11 protein-coding genes are annotated in these 16,426 nt (G+C 72.0%); 6 read left to right on the forward strand and 5 right to left on the reverse strand.

Annotated elements, in window-relative coordinates; genetic code table 11:
* Positions 1-133 precede the first annotated feature (133 nt).
* The 5 genes from U7230_RS11490 to U7230_RS11510 all read right to left on the reverse strand — a co-directional run bounded on the left by U7230_RS11490 (position 134) and on the right by U7230_RS11510 (position 4,868).
* Positions 134-1,783, reverse strand: coding sequence for a CTP synthase (locus tag U7230_RS11490; protein ID WP_404980670.1), 1,650 nt, complete (start codon positions 1,781-1,783; stop codon positions 134-136).
* Between the two features lie 32 nt (positions 1,784-1,815).
* Positions 1,816-2,436, reverse strand: coding sequence for a YesL family protein (locus U7230_RS11495; RefSeq protein WP_324715976.1), 621 nt, complete (start codon positions 2,434-2,436; stop codon positions 1,816-1,818).
* 101 nt (positions 2,437-2,537) lie between these two features.
* Positions 2,538-3,503, reverse strand: a complete 966-nt coding sequence (gene speB / locus U7230_RS11500) for an agmatinase (protein ID WP_324715977.1) — start codon at positions 3,501-3,503, stop codon at positions 2,538-2,540.
* Entirely contained in the window at positions 3,500-4,384 is an 885-nt protein-coding gene (speE, locus tag U7230_RS11505) for a polyamine aminopropyltransferase (RefSeq protein ID WP_324715978.1), read from the reverse strand. Before speE ends, speB begins: the two co-directional genes overlap by 4 nt.
* Before the next feature lie 25 nt (positions 4,385-4,409).
* Positions 4,410-4,868, reverse strand: coding sequence for a pyruvoyl-dependent arginine decarboxylase (locus U7230_RS11510; protein ID WP_324715979.1), 459 nt, complete (start codon positions 4,866-4,868; stop codon positions 4,410-4,412).
* A gap of 247 nt (positions 4,869-5,115) precedes the next feature.
* On the opposite strand from U7230_RS11510, the gene U7230_RS11515 reads away from it, so the two are divergent.
* From U7230_RS11515 to U7230_RS11540, 6 genes are read left to right on the forward strand one after another with little or no spacing between them, the layout of a single operon-like run.
* A complete protein-coding gene (locus U7230_RS11515) occupies positions 5,116-7,185 on the forward strand; it encodes a hypothetical protein (protein ID WP_324715980.1) in 2,070 nt (689 codons plus the stop codon).
* Positions 7,182-7,922, forward strand: a complete 741-nt coding sequence (locus U7230_RS11520) for a hypothetical protein (protein ID WP_324715981.1) — start codon at positions 7,182-7,184, stop codon at positions 7,920-7,922. Before U7230_RS11515 ends, U7230_RS11520 begins: the two co-directional genes overlap by 4 nt.
* Positions 7,912-9,621, forward strand: a complete 1,710-nt coding sequence (locus U7230_RS11525; RefSeq protein WP_324715982.1) for a hypothetical protein — start codon at positions 7,912-7,914, stop codon at positions 9,619-9,621. Before U7230_RS11520 ends, U7230_RS11525 begins: the two co-directional genes overlap by 11 nt.
* A gap of 6 nt (positions 9,622-9,627) precedes the next feature.
* The gene (locus U7230_RS11530; protein ID WP_324715983.1) at positions 9,628-10,701 is read left to right on the forward strand and encodes an AAA family ATPase; all 1,074 of its coding nucleotides are present in this window, start codon (positions 9,628-9,630) and stop codon (positions 10,699-10,701) included.
* Complete coding sequence (locus U7230_RS11535) at positions 10,691-11,566, forward strand: DUF58 domain-containing protein (protein WP_324715984.1); 876 nt, start codon at positions 10,691-10,693, stop codon at positions 11,564-11,566. Before U7230_RS11530 ends, U7230_RS11535 begins: the two co-directional genes overlap by 11 nt.
* Positions 11,563-16,416 carry a VWA domain-containing protein gene (locus U7230_RS11540; RefSeq protein WP_324715985.1) on the forward strand — a complete coding sequence of 1,618 codons (4,854 nt, stop codon included), beginning with the start codon at positions 11,563-11,565 and terminating at the stop codon, positions 16,414-16,416. Before U7230_RS11535 ends, U7230_RS11540 begins: the two co-directional genes overlap by 4 nt.
* Positions 16,417-16,426 lie beyond the last annotated feature (10 nt).

Here is a 16,426-nt window from a genome sequence, read left to right on the forward strand (position 1 = left end):
GGAAGCACTGATCCCGGCTGCCGAAGCTGGGGACTCTAGGCTATGAAGGCCTCCGTGCGAAGGTTGCGGTGCAACGGCAGGGTCTTGCGAACTTCGCGCCGCCACTCGAGGCAACACGCCTCTCTCGCGGGCATTATAGCAGACCACCCGAACGCCCTACAAGGCGGGCGGAGCCCTGCCCGGCATACTCCAGGGCCGAGCGTACGAACCCCCGGAACAAAGGATGCGGCCGGTTGGGCCTGGAGCGCAGCTCTGGGTGGAACTGGCTGGCAACGAAGAACGGATGGCCCGGCAGTTCCATCAGTTCGACGAGCCGGTCGTCCGGGGAGGTGCCGGCCCACCGCACGCCGCACCGCTCGAGCACCTCCCGGTAGGCGTTGTTGACCTCGTAGCGATGGCGATGCCGCTCGTATACGAGCTCGGTGCCGTACAGCTCCCGGCTGATGCTCTCCTCTGCCAGGCGGCAAGGGTACAGACCCAGGCGCATGGTCCCGCCCTTGTCGGCGACCTCGCGTTGTTCCGGCATCAGGTCGATGACCGGGTGCGGCGTGTTGGGATCGAACTCCGTGCTGTTGGCCCCTTCCAGATGGCCAACGTGGCGAGCGATCTCGATGACCGCCACCTGCATCCCCAGGCACAGGCCGAGGTACGGGATGGCCCGTTCTCTGGCGTACTGCGCCGCCCGGATCTTCCCCTCGATCCCCCGGGAGCCGAAGCCCCCCGGCACCAGGATCCCTCCGACGCCGCCCAGGTACTCGCCCGGGTCGTCGACCTCTTCCAGTTTTTCCGAGTCCACCCACCGGATGTCGACCCGGGCGTCGCTTGCGATGCCCCCGTGATTGAGAGCCTCGACGACACTGAGGTAAGCGTCGGGCAGCGCCACGTACTTGCCGACGACGGCCACCTCGACCCGGTGCTTGGGCTCATGGATGCGGCGGACGATCTCTTCCCACTCGCCGAGGTCCCGGGGACGACCGGGCAGCTTGAGCCGTTCCAGGATGATCTCGTCGAGCCTCTCCCGGGCGAAGGTGAGGGGCACTTCGTAGATGCTCTCGGCGTCCGGGTTGGGGATGACGGCGTCCGGCTCGATGTCGCAGAAGAGCGCGATCTTGGCCTTGATCTCCTCGGTCAGCGGCCGATCCGAACGGCACACGATCGCGTCCGGTTGGATGCCGATGCTGCGGAGCTCCTTGACGCTGTGCTGCGTGGGCTTGGTCTTGAGCTCCCCGGAAGCCCGGATGTACGGGACGAGCGTGACGTGGACGTAAAAGCAGCTATCCCGCCCCAGATCGGTGCGTAGCTGGCGAATGGCTTCCAGGAATGGCAGGCTTTCGATGTCGCCTACCGTGCCCCCCACCTCGACGATCACCACGTCGACGGGAGGCTCGCCGGCCAGGCGCAAGATCCGTTCCTTGATCTCGTTGGTGACGTGCGGGATGACTTGAACGGTGCCGCCCAGGAAGTCGCCCCGGCGTTCTCGGGTGATCACCGACCAGTAGATGGTACCGGCGGTCACGTTGTTGAGCCTGGAGAGACTGACGTCGATGAATCGCTCGTAGTGCCCGAGGTCGAGGTCGGTCTCGGCCCCGTCGTCGGTCACGTAGACCTCCCCGTGCTGCAGGGGGCTCATGGTGCCCGGGTCGACGTTGATGTACGGATCCAGTTTGGCGATGCTCACCGAGAGCCCCCGGCTCTTCAGCAACCTCCCGATGGAGGCCGCGGTGATGCCCTTGCCCAGGCTGGACACCACGCCTCCGGTGATGAAGATGAAGCGGGTCTTCAAGCCCTCGACGCGCCGGCTATTGGCGAGCACCGTCAATCTCCTACCCTTCCCCCGAGCTCACGGTAGCGCTGCACGATCTCGTCGACGACCGTAGCCACGATCATCCCCCCGGTGCCCGCGAAGAGCAGCATGAGGGGTGCCGCGAGCAGCACGCTCACGACGGCCAGCACGAGAAGGGCAGCCAGCATGAGTGCAACGGTCACGGCGTTGTCCAGCACGACGAGCGCCGACTGCTTGAGCACCTGGATCACGCCCCGATCCAGGCGCACCAGGATACCGGGAGCGATCGCCATGACCGCCTCCCCGTAGGCCAGCAACCAGACCCAGACGCCGGCGAGCAGCCTGGCCGCCGTCCAGGGCGCCCGCAAGAAGAAGAGCAGGTCGACCCACAACACGGCGAGCGCCCCCCAGCCCAGCAGCCCGACACCGGCGCTACGGGCGCCGTAGCTGCGCCATGCGAGCCAGAAATCCTTGAGCGTCACCTCTCGCCCCGCCACGAGATCACGGCTGACCGCCACCACGGTCGTGAAAACCGGGAATGCCAGGGCCGACACGACGACGAAGGCACCTACCAGGGTGACGACGGAGGGGAGGCGAACGGCGGCGGTCACGGAAGCGGCCGCCGGCACCAGACCCGCAACGAACCAGACCACTGAGCCCGCCAGCACCATCCCCAGGTAATCATAGCTCAGGCGCAGCGCCTTACCCAGGGCACGGCCTGCGCGGCGAAGCGATTCGCCAGTCGTGTCGGACTCTACCCCCTGACGTGGAATGCCGCCGCCAACAGCACCTCCCGGACGATCTTGGCGGCAAGGAGCGCGGTGATGTCCGAGGGGTCCTTGGAGGGGCATACCTCCACCACGTCAACCGCCACCGGGCCGGCACCCGCCAGCGCGCGTACCGCCTCCAGGAGCTCGGCCGCTGACGGCCCCCCGGGCTCAGGCGTACCCGTGCCGGGCGCAGCCGCCGGGTCGGCCACGTCAATGTCAATGGTGAGATAAAAGGGCCGGCCCTTCAACCACTCGGCCACGGCTCTGGCCTGCCGGGCGACGGGGTCCTCGGGCCTCCATGACAGCTCGCGGGCCAGGTGGGATCGGATCTCCTCGAACATGGCCCACTCCTCGCGGATGCCCGACCGCACTCCCATGGGCACGACCCGGCCGGGCCCCACCATCTCCAGGATGCGGCGCATGACGGTGGCGTGCGAGAGCCGCTCGCCCAGGTACGTATCCCGCAGGTCGAGATGCGCATCGAGCTGGACCACCGCCAGGTCGGGCCAGCGCGCCAGTGCTGCCCGCACCATGCCCAGGGTCAGGAGGTGCTCCCCTCCCAGGGTCAGCACCCGGCGACCGTCGTGAAGCAGGGTACGGCCGGCCTGTTCGATGGTAGCGAGGGCGTTTTCGACGTTACCCCACGGCAGGATCAGGTCGCCGTAGTCACCGAGCCCGAGGTCGGCCAGGTCGGCGTGCAAGCCGGGGCTGAAGGACTCCAGCCCGTCGGAGACGTCTCGGATGCGCCGCGGCGCCTCCCGGGTGCCGGGGCGGAAGCTGGTCGTGTGGTCGAGAGGAATGCCGGCAATGACCGTACGGGCCGTCGCCGGCGAGACGTGCGCCTCGAGGAACGGGGTGGTCCGCTGCCATACGATCCCGGTCCCCTCTGCCTCGGGCAGGCCCGCCTGCTCCGCTTCCCGCCCCTGGCCGTGCCCCGCGCGCTCGCTCATCGCGCCGCCCCCGCGCCGGTCTTCGAGGCTCGGCTCCCCAGCAGCTGCTCCACGAACGGCGGCAAGGTGAACGCGGCCTGATGGACCCCGAAGGAATAGTAGCGCAAGCTCGAAGGCTCCCACGGTGCTTCACGGCCGAGGTAGCGTGCACTCGGCCGCGACGGATCGGGCCCGATCGAAGCCGCGGTGAAACTCCACAGACCGCTCGGGTAGGTCGGGATGGGAGCCAGGTACGTCCGGGCCGGCTCGCCGAAAGCAGCGCTCATGGCGCTGTGACTGCGGCGCACCAGGTCCTGGTTGTAGAAAGGCGACTCGGTCTGAGCGACGAGGATGCCTCCCGGGCGCAGCGCGCGCCGGCACGCCTCGTAGAAGGGCTGGTCGAACAGGCCCACCGCCCGGCCGACCGGCTCGGTCGAATCGACCAGGACGACGTCGTACTCGCCGGGATGACGGGCTACGTGCTCGATCCCGTCGCCGAAGGCGAGCTCCACCCTGGGGTCGTCCAGGCCGCCCGCCAGCTCCGGGAAGAAACGCCGGCTCACCTCCACGACCTCCGGATCGATCTCGGCCAGCACCACCCGCTCGATCTCCCGGTGGCGCAACGCCTCCCGCACGGTGCCGCCGTCGCCGCCGCCCACGACCAGGATGCACCTGGCGGAACCGTGAGCGACCAGCGGCACGTGGGCGAGCATTTCGTGATACACGAACTCATCGGCCGTGGTCAACTGGATCATGCCGTCCAGCACCAGCATGCGCCCCCATGGCTCCGTCTCGAGGACGGCCAGGTGCTGGAACCGGGTCTGCCTCTCCTCCAGGGTCCGGGTGACCCGGCAGGAAAGGCCGATCGCACTGGTCTGCTTCTCGGTGAACCACAGCTCCACGGCGCTCTGCCACGCTCCTTGCCCGTCAGCCCCACAGAGCCACCGCGGCGACCACGCAGCCGATCCGCTCGACCCGGTGATCCACCGCTCGCACGTGGAGCTCTCGTACTGCAAGCCCGCGCCCGGCCAGCGCCTCTTCTGCCATGGCCCGCACCTGCGCCTCCGCCTGCTCCCGGGTGCACCGCCCGGTAAACTCCATGATGACCCCGAACCCCGACTCCGAGACCGCCACCGCCACGGCTGCCGCGATGCGCTCGCCGGGCGTCGCGCTGGTGAGCGTGCCGTACGCCGTCGGCGTCAGCGAACCGGCAGGCAGGTCCAGGTACTCGGTACGCCGGGCGCCGGCCGGAAGGATACTGGAAACCCGGATGAGGTTGAGGTTACCGATACCTGCCGCGAGGAGCGCGTTGTCGAAGGCGTTGAGCTCGGTCACGCCCTCGGCAGCGCCCGCGGCCAGCGTATAACGCGTGGGTAGCGGCAGCATGACGTGCAGCGGCTCCTTTCCCGTGGCAATGGGGCCCGTCTGCAACCACGCCCGTAAGTATATCAAAGGGAGGTCCGCATGGAAGGCCCCCGGCCGGGAAAGGGTAATCCCTGGCTCGGGACATGGAGGTCCGGAACCCGGCGGGCCGGCTGTGGCCTGAGATCAGGCCCCCGGCGCCGCCGCTTCTTTGCGCGCTCTGATACAATGCCATCGAGACGGGCTCTCAGCCACGGGTGGGGACGCCGCGGTGGGGCGGCAAGCCTGGTCGGGATCGCTGGCCTTTGCTCTGGCCCTGGCGGTGGTCGCTTCGCCTCCGGCCCCGGTGCACGCCCGGACAGCCGGGGCAGCGAACCCACCGGCGCGCTCCGGCCCCGACGTCCGGCTCGAGACCGCCTGGGGCTTTGGCGGACTGACCGTGGCCGGCGCGCTCAACCCGTTGAGGGTGAGCCTGGTTGTGCCGGCCGGATCCGGTGTCCAGCACGTCACGCTCACGGTGCGGATCACTCGCAAGTCCCTGGTGAGCGGCCGCCGGGCCATCACGGAGTACCGCTATCCGCTGACTGTCCCCGAGCGGGCAGGGGCTACCCTCTGGCTGGCCATCCCGCAGGACGGGCCGGCAGCCACGGTAGAGGCGGAAGTGCAGGCCGCTCCAGGCCCGCAGGGAGCGGCTGGAGCAGGAACAGGCAGCGCGTCGATCTCGCTCCGGGTTTCCGCCGAGAGCGTGGCAAGGGGATGCCTGGCGGTGGTCTTGAGCCCGGAGAGGTCAGGCTGGGAATGGCTGAGCGCGTGGCAAGCGGCCGGCGGAGCCCCCTGCCCTTTGCGCGTGGTGTACGTCGTCCATCCGCTGGACCTCCCCCCGATGGCGGAGGCCTGGGATGCCGTCTCGCTGCTCGCCGTCGATCCTGCCTTCCCCCTGGAGCGCGCGGCGCCGGTCCAGATTGAGGCTCTTCTCCGGTACGCCAGTTCGGGCAGGCCGGTGATCTTGCCCCGTAGCGCCCCCGCACACTGGAGCGCTGGCCCTGCTCGCACTCTGGTCGCACCCGGCGAGCTTGCCCGCTGGCCCCGGGTGACACGGTGGTCTCCGGAAGAGGCGGCGGGCCAAGGAGGTCCCTCGCCCGTGCAGGCGGCCCTCGTCGCCGGCCGCCTCGGCCTCGTGGCAGCGAGCTCGACGACACGACTTCCCTCAGGCGTGAGCCAGGGCGCTGCCGGTGAGCCGTGGGGATCCGGCGTCGATCCTTTCCGGAAAGACCTCGCGGACCAGCTTGGATCCCGTCCGGTGAGCCTTCCCCCGCGCTGGGTCGCCCTGGCAGGCGCCGTAGCGTACGGAGCGGCCATGTGGGGATGGCTCCGGGCGTACGGTCGCTGGCGTTCCGGCCGATGGATCCTCGCCGGCGCAGGGCTCGTCGTGGCTGCCCTCGCGGCCGGATCCTGGGCCGGGAGGCTGGTCGTCAGGGAAGTCACCGCACCCGGCGGGTTGCTCCTGGTCCGCCCCGCTCCGGACATGGCAGAAGCCCGGAGCGCGGCCGGTTACCAGGCACCCGGCGATGCGCCTCGCCACGGCGCGGATACGGCCGGAGTCCAGCTGCTGCTGGCGGCGACCGGCGTCCGGCCTGGCACCTGGGAGATACGGTCGTTACCGGGCGGGCCGGAGCTGTTCCCCCTCCCTCCGTGGCCGGAGGAGCTTCCCGGCGGCGTCGTGGGCCTGGTAGCAGAGCGTTGCGCGGGAGACGAGGGGGGGCCCTCCGGATGGCGGCTTTCGCTCATGCCGGATCGGTCCCCGTCGAACGGCAAGGCCGGCGGCGACGGCGACCGGACGCAGGGCCCGCCTTCCTCCTGGGTCTTGCCGCTGGCGGTCGAGGTATCGCCCGGATGGGTGCTGGCGCCCGGCAACGTCGAGGGGCGCATGGCCCTGGTGAGCGTCGCAGGCGCCGTGCCTGCCGGGCTCGGGGAGGTGGAGTGGGACACATGGCGCCTGCGCCCGGGGCCTGCATCCCGCCGGCTCGACGCGCAGGAGGCGCACCGCCTGCCTCTCGACGCGGGTACGCTCGAGACCCGGCTCGCCGAACTCCTCTCGAACCCTGTCTCAGGCGAGCGCGACCTGCAGGACCTGGTGGCCGCCGCCGCCCGGTGGGGCGCCAGATTGGCGGCGACCGGGGAGGACGGCGGCACCCGGCCACGCTACGTCGTGCTGGCCGGCCGGTCGCTCCGCCCCATAGCCAGGGTCCGCTTCGAAACGGGTCCGTGGCAAGACGTGACGCCGCACGTCCTGGCAGTGGCCGCGCTCTCCGCCGGGCTCCTCGGAGGTGACGGCCCATGATCCCGGTGGCCTGGTGGGCGGTGGCGCAAGCGATGCGACCCCGGCAGATGGCTACTGCCGTGGCCGCCTGGGTGGCTGCGTGCGGAGTGGCTGCGACGAGCTGGACGTCGCCCGCCGACCCCGCTCGACCGTATCCCTTTGCCGTCTTGTGGCTGTGGGCCGCCGTGTCGTGGCTCTTCTCGTCCTACGCAGGGTGGTGGGTGGCCTCGTCCCTGCGCGTCCACGAAACGTCCGACGAGCTCCCGGCTCCAGACGGCCTTACCGGCCTCACGCCCACGTTGGACGATTGGCTGGCGAGTGGCGAGGTGACACCCCGGCAAACGACCTTTGGCCTGTCGCTGGCGGGGGCCACCGCGGGGGCGCTCTCCGCTTTGCTCTCCCTTCCATGGGGCTTGTTCGCCGCGCGCCTCTCGGGCGCCGGACCGTGGGGCGCGCTGCCCCCGGCCGCCATCTCGGTTGCCTGGGCCCTGGCCACCTCCACGTGGTGGGCGGCCGCGAAGATCGGCCTCGATGGGCCGGCCCGAGCCGCGGCCGCCTGGGCAGAGGTCGGGCTTGGCGCGGCCGCTTATCTGTGGCTCGTCTCTCGCATCGCCCCTCCGGCGGCCGCGCCCGGGCTTCCCGCGGCGGTGCTCCCGGAGGCCGCCCTGGTGGGCCTGGCGGTCGTAGCCGCAGGGGAGATCGCCGTCACGGGAGCCATCCGCCGGCGAATGGGGAGGAGAGATCCCCATGGCCGCTGAGCGTCCGGACGGGCAGCCCTCTCTGTTCGTGCGGCAGGCGCGCCGCCTGGTGCGGCTGAACCGGCGCCGGAGCTGGCAGCGATCCCTCTTGGGCGGCCTGGCGGTGGCGTCGGTCGCCTTTACGGCCTTCATGCTCGCAGCGGCGGCCATGGGCCCCGCAACGGCCGCGACCGGCCGGCCCTGGGCGGCAGGAGCTGCGCTCGTCCTGGGCGCGACGGCGGCGGTGACGGCGGTGAGCCGGGCCGGCCTGCGGGCACGGCGCCGGCGTGACGCAGAGATCGCCGTGGTTTCCCGTATGGACGCCGTGCTGGGGTGGGAGCACCTTGCCGTGACGGCATGGGAGTGGGCCCACGGCACTATCGCCTCGCCCTTCGGCCCGGCCATCCTCTCTCGAGCGGATCGCCTGTCGCGGCGTCCGGAACTGTCGGACCGGGCCGTCGAGGACCGCATCGCCCCTCCGGTCAGGGGCGTCAGGGCGTCCGTGGCGCTGCTGGCGGTAGCTGCGTGGATGGGCACGGCGCCCGCATGGAACCTTGTCCACGAGCTGACCAGCTGGATGCACCAGGAGATTGCGGCGTGGCGTGCCCGCCAGGCGGCGCAGGTGCCCCTGGACGCGTCCCAGGCCGCTTTCCTGAAGGCTCTTTCCCGGGCTCTGCGAGAAGAGGGCCTGCGCAGCCGGGACCCGGCGGCACTCGAAGCGGCCCGCGAGCTCGAACGGGTCATGGCGGCGAACGCCACTCCTGAAAGCCCCTTCTCTTCCCCCGTGGGCAGTCCGGACCAACGCCCCGGGCTGCCCGGCCTCGCAGGCGCGCCGGGCGCCGCCTGGGCCATCCCGCCTGCCGGCGGGGCTGTCCCGGGCGGCACGCTGCCCGCGGATCGTTCCTGGGCGGAGCAAGGGTACGGAGCCGGCCTCCCCTGGAGTGAACGGTTGGCGTTGCTCATGCAGCTGGCCTCGATGGGGGAGATCTCCCCTCAGGCGGCCGACCGGGCCGCTCAACTCGCGGCGCTCCTGGCACGCGACGGAGCGGGCAGCAGCGCTTCCACCGCGTGGGACTCGGACGGCGGGGCAGGCGCCGCAACGCCCCAGGAAGGCGCCGGGGATCGGAGGCAGGCATCCTCTTCTCCCCCCGGGCAGGGAGACGGGAGATCGCAGCCCGCGCGACAGACTCCGCCGGCACCCGCTCAACCGGGCACCTCTGCTGACCCCGGGCGAGCATCGTCTCGTTTACCAGGGGACCGGCCCCCCGACCAGGGCGCGCCGGGAGCGGCTGCGGCCGGTCGCGAAACGGAGCCCCGGCGGGCCGGCGCGCCCGCTCGGCCCGACGAGGGCAAGGGCCTCAGCGGCGCGGCCCGACGGGGCCCCGGAGCCCCGCGAGAAGCGGCCGACACCCGCCCCTCCGACGTGCCCGGCACCACTCCAGGGCGCTTGCAGATGCCGGCTCCCGGCCCGTGGCCCGATGGCTCCGGCGCCGTCCCCGTCCCTTCCCATCCGCAGCTGGGGCCGGGCAGCGCCGTCATGCTTCCCGGGCCGCCAGGGCCCCCGCCAAGGGGGACCCCGGCCGTGCCATGGGAGCAAGGCCCGCCCGGGCAGGACGGCACCCCGGTCCAGGAACTCGCTCCGCTGTTGGAACGGGTGCCGGTGGAGTACCGGGATGCGGTCCGCCGCTATTTCGAGGCCGTAGCAGGCCAGGGGGGTTGAAGAGCCTTGCGAGACGCGTCTTCTTCCGCCGCCGGAAGCGAGCCCGCTGCCGGGGCTTGCGCGGCCCTCGATCCCGCCGAGGCCGAGCGCCTGGTCGCCGGTGCGGCGGAGAGCGCCCGCCGGATTCGAGAGGCGGTGGGCAGGGTCCTCGTCGGCCAGCAGGAAGTGCTCGACCAGACCCTCGTCGCATGGATGGCCGCAGGCCACGTCTTGCTCGAAGGCCTGCCGGGCTTGGGCAAGACCCTGCTGGTCAAGACCCTGGCCCGGGTGACCGACCTGACCTATTCCCGCATCCAGTTCACGCCCGATCTGATGCCCGCCGACATCGTGGGCACCCAGGTCCTGGTGCAGGACCCTGCGGGCGGGGCGCGCACGTTTCGTTTCCAGCCCGGCCCCATCTTCGCCCAGGTCGTGCTGGCCGACGAGATCAACCGGGCCACGCCCAAGACTCAGTCCGCGCTCCTGGAGTGCATGCAGGAGCACCGGGTCACCGTGGCCGGCGAGGAGCACGTCCTCGAGGAGCCCTTTTTCGTGCTGGCCACGCAAAACCCCATCGAGATGGAAGGGACCTACCCGCTTCCCGAGGCGCAGCTCGACCGTTTCCTCTTCAAGGTAAAGGTGCCCTACCCGTCTCGGGAAGAGCTCGCCCGGATCGTGGATCGGACCACCGGCGTCGACGTGCCGAGCGTGGAGCCGGTCATCGGGCGCAAAGAGATCCTGAGCATCCAGCGTGCAGTGCGCATGGTGGCCCTATCCCGCTCCATGTTGGAAGTGGTACTCGCTCTCACCGAGGCCACCCACCCCCACGAGTCGTCGCTCGAGATGGTGAGGCGCTACGTCCGCTACGGCGCGAGCCCCCGGGGAGCGCAGTCCCTGGTGATGGCCGCCAAGGCCCGAGCGCTCTTGCTCGGCCGGATGCACGTGACGCCCGAGGATCTGGAGCAGGTCCTGCTCCCCTCCTGGCGCCACCGCATCGTCCTGAGTTTCCAGGGCGAGTCCGAGGGCGTGGATCCCGACGACATCCTGCGGGCGGTGTGGCGGGAGTCCGCCGCGCAAGAGGTGGGCCGCGGTGCTGGATGAACGGTGGCTCGGCGTGCTCGGACAGCTCCGGTTCGCCACCGAACTCCGCCCGAAGGGCACACGGCCTGCCTGGCGCCCCGTCTCTCGCCCGGGTTCCGGGCTGGAGTTCTTGAGCCACCGGGAGTACATGCCGGGTGACGACTTCCGTGCTATCGACTGGAAGGCCCTTGCCCGCTTCGACCGGCCTTTCGTGCGTACCCACGCCCGGGAAGAAGGGCTTCCCGTGGAACTGCTCCTCGACACCAGCGCCTCCATGAGCCAGGCGCAGCCGTCCAAGCTGGCCTTCGCGGCGGGGCTTGCCGCGTGCCTCGGTTACGTGGCACTGGCTTCGGGAGAACCCCTTCGCCTGGCCCTCCCGGGCCCGGGAGGGATCCGCTCCCTCGCGTTCGACGGCCTGGCCGGGGTCACGCTCCGCAGGCTGGTCAGGGCTCTCGGAAGCCTGGCCGGCGATGGCGCGACGGAGCTCGACCGGTGGACCGCAGCCCTCACGCGCCGGCATGCGGGCCCCGCGCTGACCCTGGTCATCAGCGACCTCCTGCAGCCCCCCGCGGAAGTGGAGAAGGCCCTGAGGCTGCTCGAGCATGGCCGCCGGGCATTCGTGTTGTTGCACGTCTTGAGCCCGGAAGAACATGCACCGGCCGAAATCGGAGAGCTACGCCTGGTCGACGTCGAGACGCAGGAGAGCGCCTGGGTACGGGTGGACCCGCTTGCCGTGTCCCGTTACGTCCGAGCACTTCGAGCGTGGCAGGCGGGCCTCCGGCGCGCCGCTGAGGATCGAGGAGGGCGCTACGCCTCTCTGCGCTCCGACCTGTCGCCGTTCGAGACGGTCGTCCGGACGCTCCGGGAGGCCGGGGTGGTTCGATGAACCAGCCTCCCGGGAGCTGGTCGCTCACGCTCGGCGCTCCGGCGTGGCTGGCGGCCGCCCTGGGCGGCGCGCTGGTCATCCTGCTGCTTCACATGGTACGCCCGAGGCCTCGGACCGTGCCCGTCTCGAGCCTCTTGCTGTGGAAGCTCCTGGAGCAGCAAGTGAGGCACGAAGCCCCTCTCCGCCGGCTCCTGCCGCACCTGCTCATGTGGCTGCAGATGGTGGCGCTCCTGCTGCTGGGGCTCGCCCTGAGCCGTCCCATCGCGCGGGTATCGAGCACCGGGCCCGAGGTAGGCGTGCTGTGGGTCGATCGCTCGGCCAGCATGCAGGCGGAGGAGGGCGGGCAGAGCCGCTTCGCCATGGCCATCCGCGCCCTCGCCGAGGCCGCCGGGCAGGAGGAAGCGCGGGGCATCCGGGAATGGTGGGCCGGCGGCGTAGGCCCGGGGCAGGCCACCCTTCTGGGGCCTGCTCGCTCGCCGCAAGAAGCCCGCGACCTGCTTCGCCGGATCCCCCCACCCTCCGACGGAGAGGCCTCCTTCAAGCGAGCGCTCTCGGCCCTCGCCGGCCTGAAGGCAAGAGGGCGCAGCGTCTTCGTCTGGCTCGCCACCGACGGCGTGATGGACGACCGCTCCCGCACCGGGCTCGAGGAGCTGGCCCGGTCCGTGCCGCTGAGGGTGCTGCCCGTAGGCGACGGCCCTCTCCCCAACGTCGCCGTCACGGCCCTCGAGGCACATCGTTCGGGCCCGGACCCCGGGCAGGCCGACGTCATGGTCGAGGTGACCAACTTCGGGCGTGCGCCCGCCCGGGCAGCCCTCTCGGTGCAGGGGGACTTCGGCGTGCAGCGCCGGGAGACGTTGACCCTGGAGCCGGGGCAGGCCTGGCGAACCGTGTTCGCCTACCAGGTGCGGGGGCTCGGGTCCCTCGAAGCCCGCATTCAGACCCAGGGGCCGGACGCCCTGGCCGTGGACGACGCCCGCACCCTGGTCTTCGGCGACCCTGCCCAGCCCGCCCTGGTCTGCGTGCGCGGAAGCCCCTATGCGCCTTTGCGCCACGCTCTGGCAGCGGCAGGCAACGTGGCCGTGGTTTGGGATCCGGGAGGGGCCGTGGCCCCTCCCGCCGCCGCGCCGGACGCCTCCTGCGGGCGCGTGCGAGCCCCCGACCTCGTGGTTTTCCGGGGGACGGAGCCGCCGGCATCCTCCTCTGGCGCCTGGAGAGCGCCCCTGTGGTGGGTGATGCCGCAGGCAGTTCCCGGAGACGGGCCGCCCGTCCGGGAACAAGCGCCGTGGGAGCCCGTTCTCTTCTGGCAGAAGAGCCATCCGCTGCTGCGCTTCGTGCCATTGGACGGCGTTTGGATCCGCCGGTCCCCGGCAGCCGCCCCCCCTCCCCCATCGGCCGAGGTTCTGGCGGAGACCGCCGCCGGCCCCGCCATGTGGGAGTGGACCGACGAGAAGAGCGGGCAGCGGCGGGTCGAGACTGCGTTCGCCCTGGAGGACTCCAACCTGGCGGAGCACGTCGCCTTCCCCGTGCTGGTCGCCAATGTCATCCGGGATGCCGCTCCAGGCCTGTGGGAGCCGGTGCAGCCCTCCGTTGGGGCCGGACGGCCCGTGAGCCTGTGGCTCCCGCCCGGCGAGAAGCTGCTCCTCGTCGCGCCGGACGGGCAGGTGAGCCCGTGGGAGCCTGCGGCCAGCGACGCCGCCTTCGAAGCGACCGAACGGGCCGGCGTCTACTCCCTGTGGCCCGCGGGGCAACCCTCCACCAACCCGGTGGCCATGTGGGCCGTCCAGCCGGCCGGCCCGGCCGAGTCCGACCTGTCCGGGCGCAACCTGCCTCCTCTGGACACCCCTGCCCCAGCGGCCGGATCGGCCCGGGAGCTGCCACTCTGGCCGTACGCGGCGACAGCGGCAGCCGCAGCGATGGCGGGCGAAGCCGCGCTCCACTGGATGCTGGCGCGGCTTCCGGGGCGCGCCGGCGCCGGCGGGGCTCTCGCGGCGGCATGGCGCCGGTCGCTGGCCCTGCGCTCCATCGCGGTCGCGGCAGCCCTGGCAGCCCTCAGCGGCCTGATGGTGCCCTGGCCGCCGGCCGGGCGCCGGTGGGTGTTCGTGGTGGATCGGTCGGCCAGCGTGCCGGAGGATGCCCGCCGAGAGATCGACGCGTTCTTGCGGGAGGCGTTGCGCCACCTGGGCCGGAGCGACCGGGCATGGATCGTGGAAGCGGGCGCCACGCCGCGGCTGGCCGGCGTCTACCGGGGCGGACGACCGGACCTGCCTCGCCGGCCCACGGGGGACTCCGGCCTCGACCCGTCGGACACCGATCTGGAGGCTGCGCTGGCTGCCGCTCGCAGCCTGCTGGCGGACACGGGCGGACCTGCCGGCGGGCGGATCGTGCTCATCAGCGACGGGCGGCAGACCCGCGGGGACGTGACCCGCCAGGCCCGCGCCACGGATGGGGAGCAGGCGCCCGGCGCGCAGGAGGTCCGCGTGCCCATCGACGTGCTGCCCGTCGTCGCGAGGCCTGCCCCTGACGTCGCCGTTGCCGGCATCGAAGTCCCGGACGTGCCGCCCGGCCACGGGCCCGTCCCTGTGCGCGCTCGCCTTTACGCCTCCCAGGCCCAACTTGCCAGGGTGACGCTGTCGCGCAACGGAGAGGAGCTGTGGCGGGGAGAGGTCCACCTTCCCGGAGGGTGGTCCGCTTTCCGCTACGACGACCGATCGCCCCTACCGGACGGGCGCATGGCCGTCTACTCGCTGGCCGTCGAAAGCGCCGGGCCCGACGCCGTGCCCGAAAACGACCGGGCCAGCGTGGCCATATCCCCAAGGCGGCCCGGGCGCATCCTGTGGGTCACGGGCAGCGACGGGCAGGGAACGGCCCCGGCCGGGGCGACATGGATCGAGCAGGCCGGGCTGGAGGTGGATCGCGCGCCGGCCGGCGCGCTCCCCGCTCAGGCCGCCCGGCTGGGCAGTTACGCCGCCGTCGTGCTCGACAACGTCGCCGCATCCTCGATGTCGACGGAGCAAATGCGGGCGCTGGCCTCGTTCGTGCGGGATTCCGGTGGCGGGCTCGTAGTCACCGGAGGGCCCGCATCCTACGGCCCGGGCGGGTACCTCGGCACCCCCCTCGACGACGTGCTGCCGGTGCGCTCCGAGGTGCCACGGCGCCTGGTCGTGCCTCGGGTGGCGCTCGTCCTGGTCATCGACAAGTCCGGCAGCATGAGCGAGCGGGACGCCTGGGGCACCAAGCTCGACGCCGCGCGGCGGGCAGCGGCCGCGGCCATCGAGCTGCTCACCCCGGAGGACCGGGTAGGGCTCCTGGCCTTCGACTCCGAGCCCCGGTGGCTCGCTCCCCTGGAGCAGCTCCGGGATCCGGCGCCCCTCCTGGCGGGCCTCTCCCGGCTGGCTGCCGACGGCGGCACCGAACTGGGGCCTGCCCTGCAAGAGGCCCTCCGGGCCCTCGCCGGTACCCGGGCCATGGTCCGCCACGCGATCGTGCTGTCGGACGGCAAGTCGACCGCCGCCGACTTCGAGGCCATGGCCCGGCGGGCGGCAGCCGAGGGCATCACCATCAGCACGGTGGCCATCGGGCCCGATGCCGACGCGGCGTTGCTCGCCGACCTGGCACGGTGGGGGCACGGGCGATTTTATCTCACGCGGCAGCTGCAGCGCCTGCCGCAGATCTTCGCGTCCGAGACCCTGACGGTCACCCGGTCGGCCATGGTCACGACCCCGGTCGTTCCGGTGTGGACCCCTGAAGGCCGCCAGGACGGCGAGGATGGGCCGATCCCGGCGGATCCCGCAAGCGAGCTGCCGGCGCTGGGCGGCTACGTCGCCACCACGCCCCGCCCGGCGGCCCGGGTGCTGCTCGCATCCCCCGAGGGAGACCCGGTGCTCGCAACCTGGCGCATCGGATTGGGGCGGGTCGTCGCTTTCACTTCCAGCCTCACCGGGCCGTGGGGGTACCAGTGGCAACGCTCCGGGCTGGCGCGCCGCAGCCTGGTGCGCATGGTTCGCTGGGTGATGCCCGCCCAGGGCCCCGGTACTTTCACCGTCCTGGCAGACTGGGAGGCCGACCGGGTACGGCTCGCCCTCGACGCGGTAGGCGAACACGGTCTTCCCCTCAACTTCCTTCCCGTGACCGCCACGCTCATCGGGCCTTCCGGCACGCCGTCGCCTTCCATCCCCATGGCGCAGGAGGCACCCGGCCGGTACGCCGGTTGGTTCGTGGCCTCCGAGCCCGGCGGGTACCTGGTCACGCTGCGGGCAGGCGACGAGACCCTGCACGCAACCCTGGTCCGAGGCTACCCTGCCGAGTACGCCCCGGGAATGCCCTCTCCCTCGCTGCTGGCGCGCCTTGCCCGCGATAGCGGCGGGCGGGTGCTGGGTTACGTGCGTGGCGCTCCGGGGCCGAGCGGCCGCCACGCCGCCCAAGACGCAGAGCCGTCTCCCGCGCCGCCCGAGCTGACCCCCGAACTCGCCAGGGCCGCCACCTCTCTCGGGCGGCTTGCGCTGTCCCGGCCGGGCACGTGGGCCGAGGCGCCCGCCTGGCCCCTGCTGCTGGTAGCCGCCGGGCTCCTGCTCATCGCCGACGTGGCGGTCCGCCGCTGGTGGGGGGAGAGCCCCCTGGCGATCGCCAGGGAACTCGTGCTCGGCGGCGCCCGTCGCCTCTCGGCCGCTGCCCGCGCGATCGGCGGCGCCGGCGAAACGGTCCGGCGGGTACGCGAGCAGGCCCTCGCCAGGCGTTCGGGCGCCTCCGGCTCTGCCCCGGGGAGAGCCTCCCCCGCCGGGGATGGGGTCGACCCCACGCAGGCCGCCCGGATCTATCTCGCCCGGTTGCGAAAAGAGCGGCGCCCTCGCTGACGCCGCTCCT

Source organism: Limnochorda sp. L945t (genome assembly GCF_035593305.1).
Classification (GTDB): domain Bacteria; phylum Bacillota; class Limnochordia; order Limnochordales; family Geochordaceae; genus Carboxydichorda; species Carboxydichorda subterranea.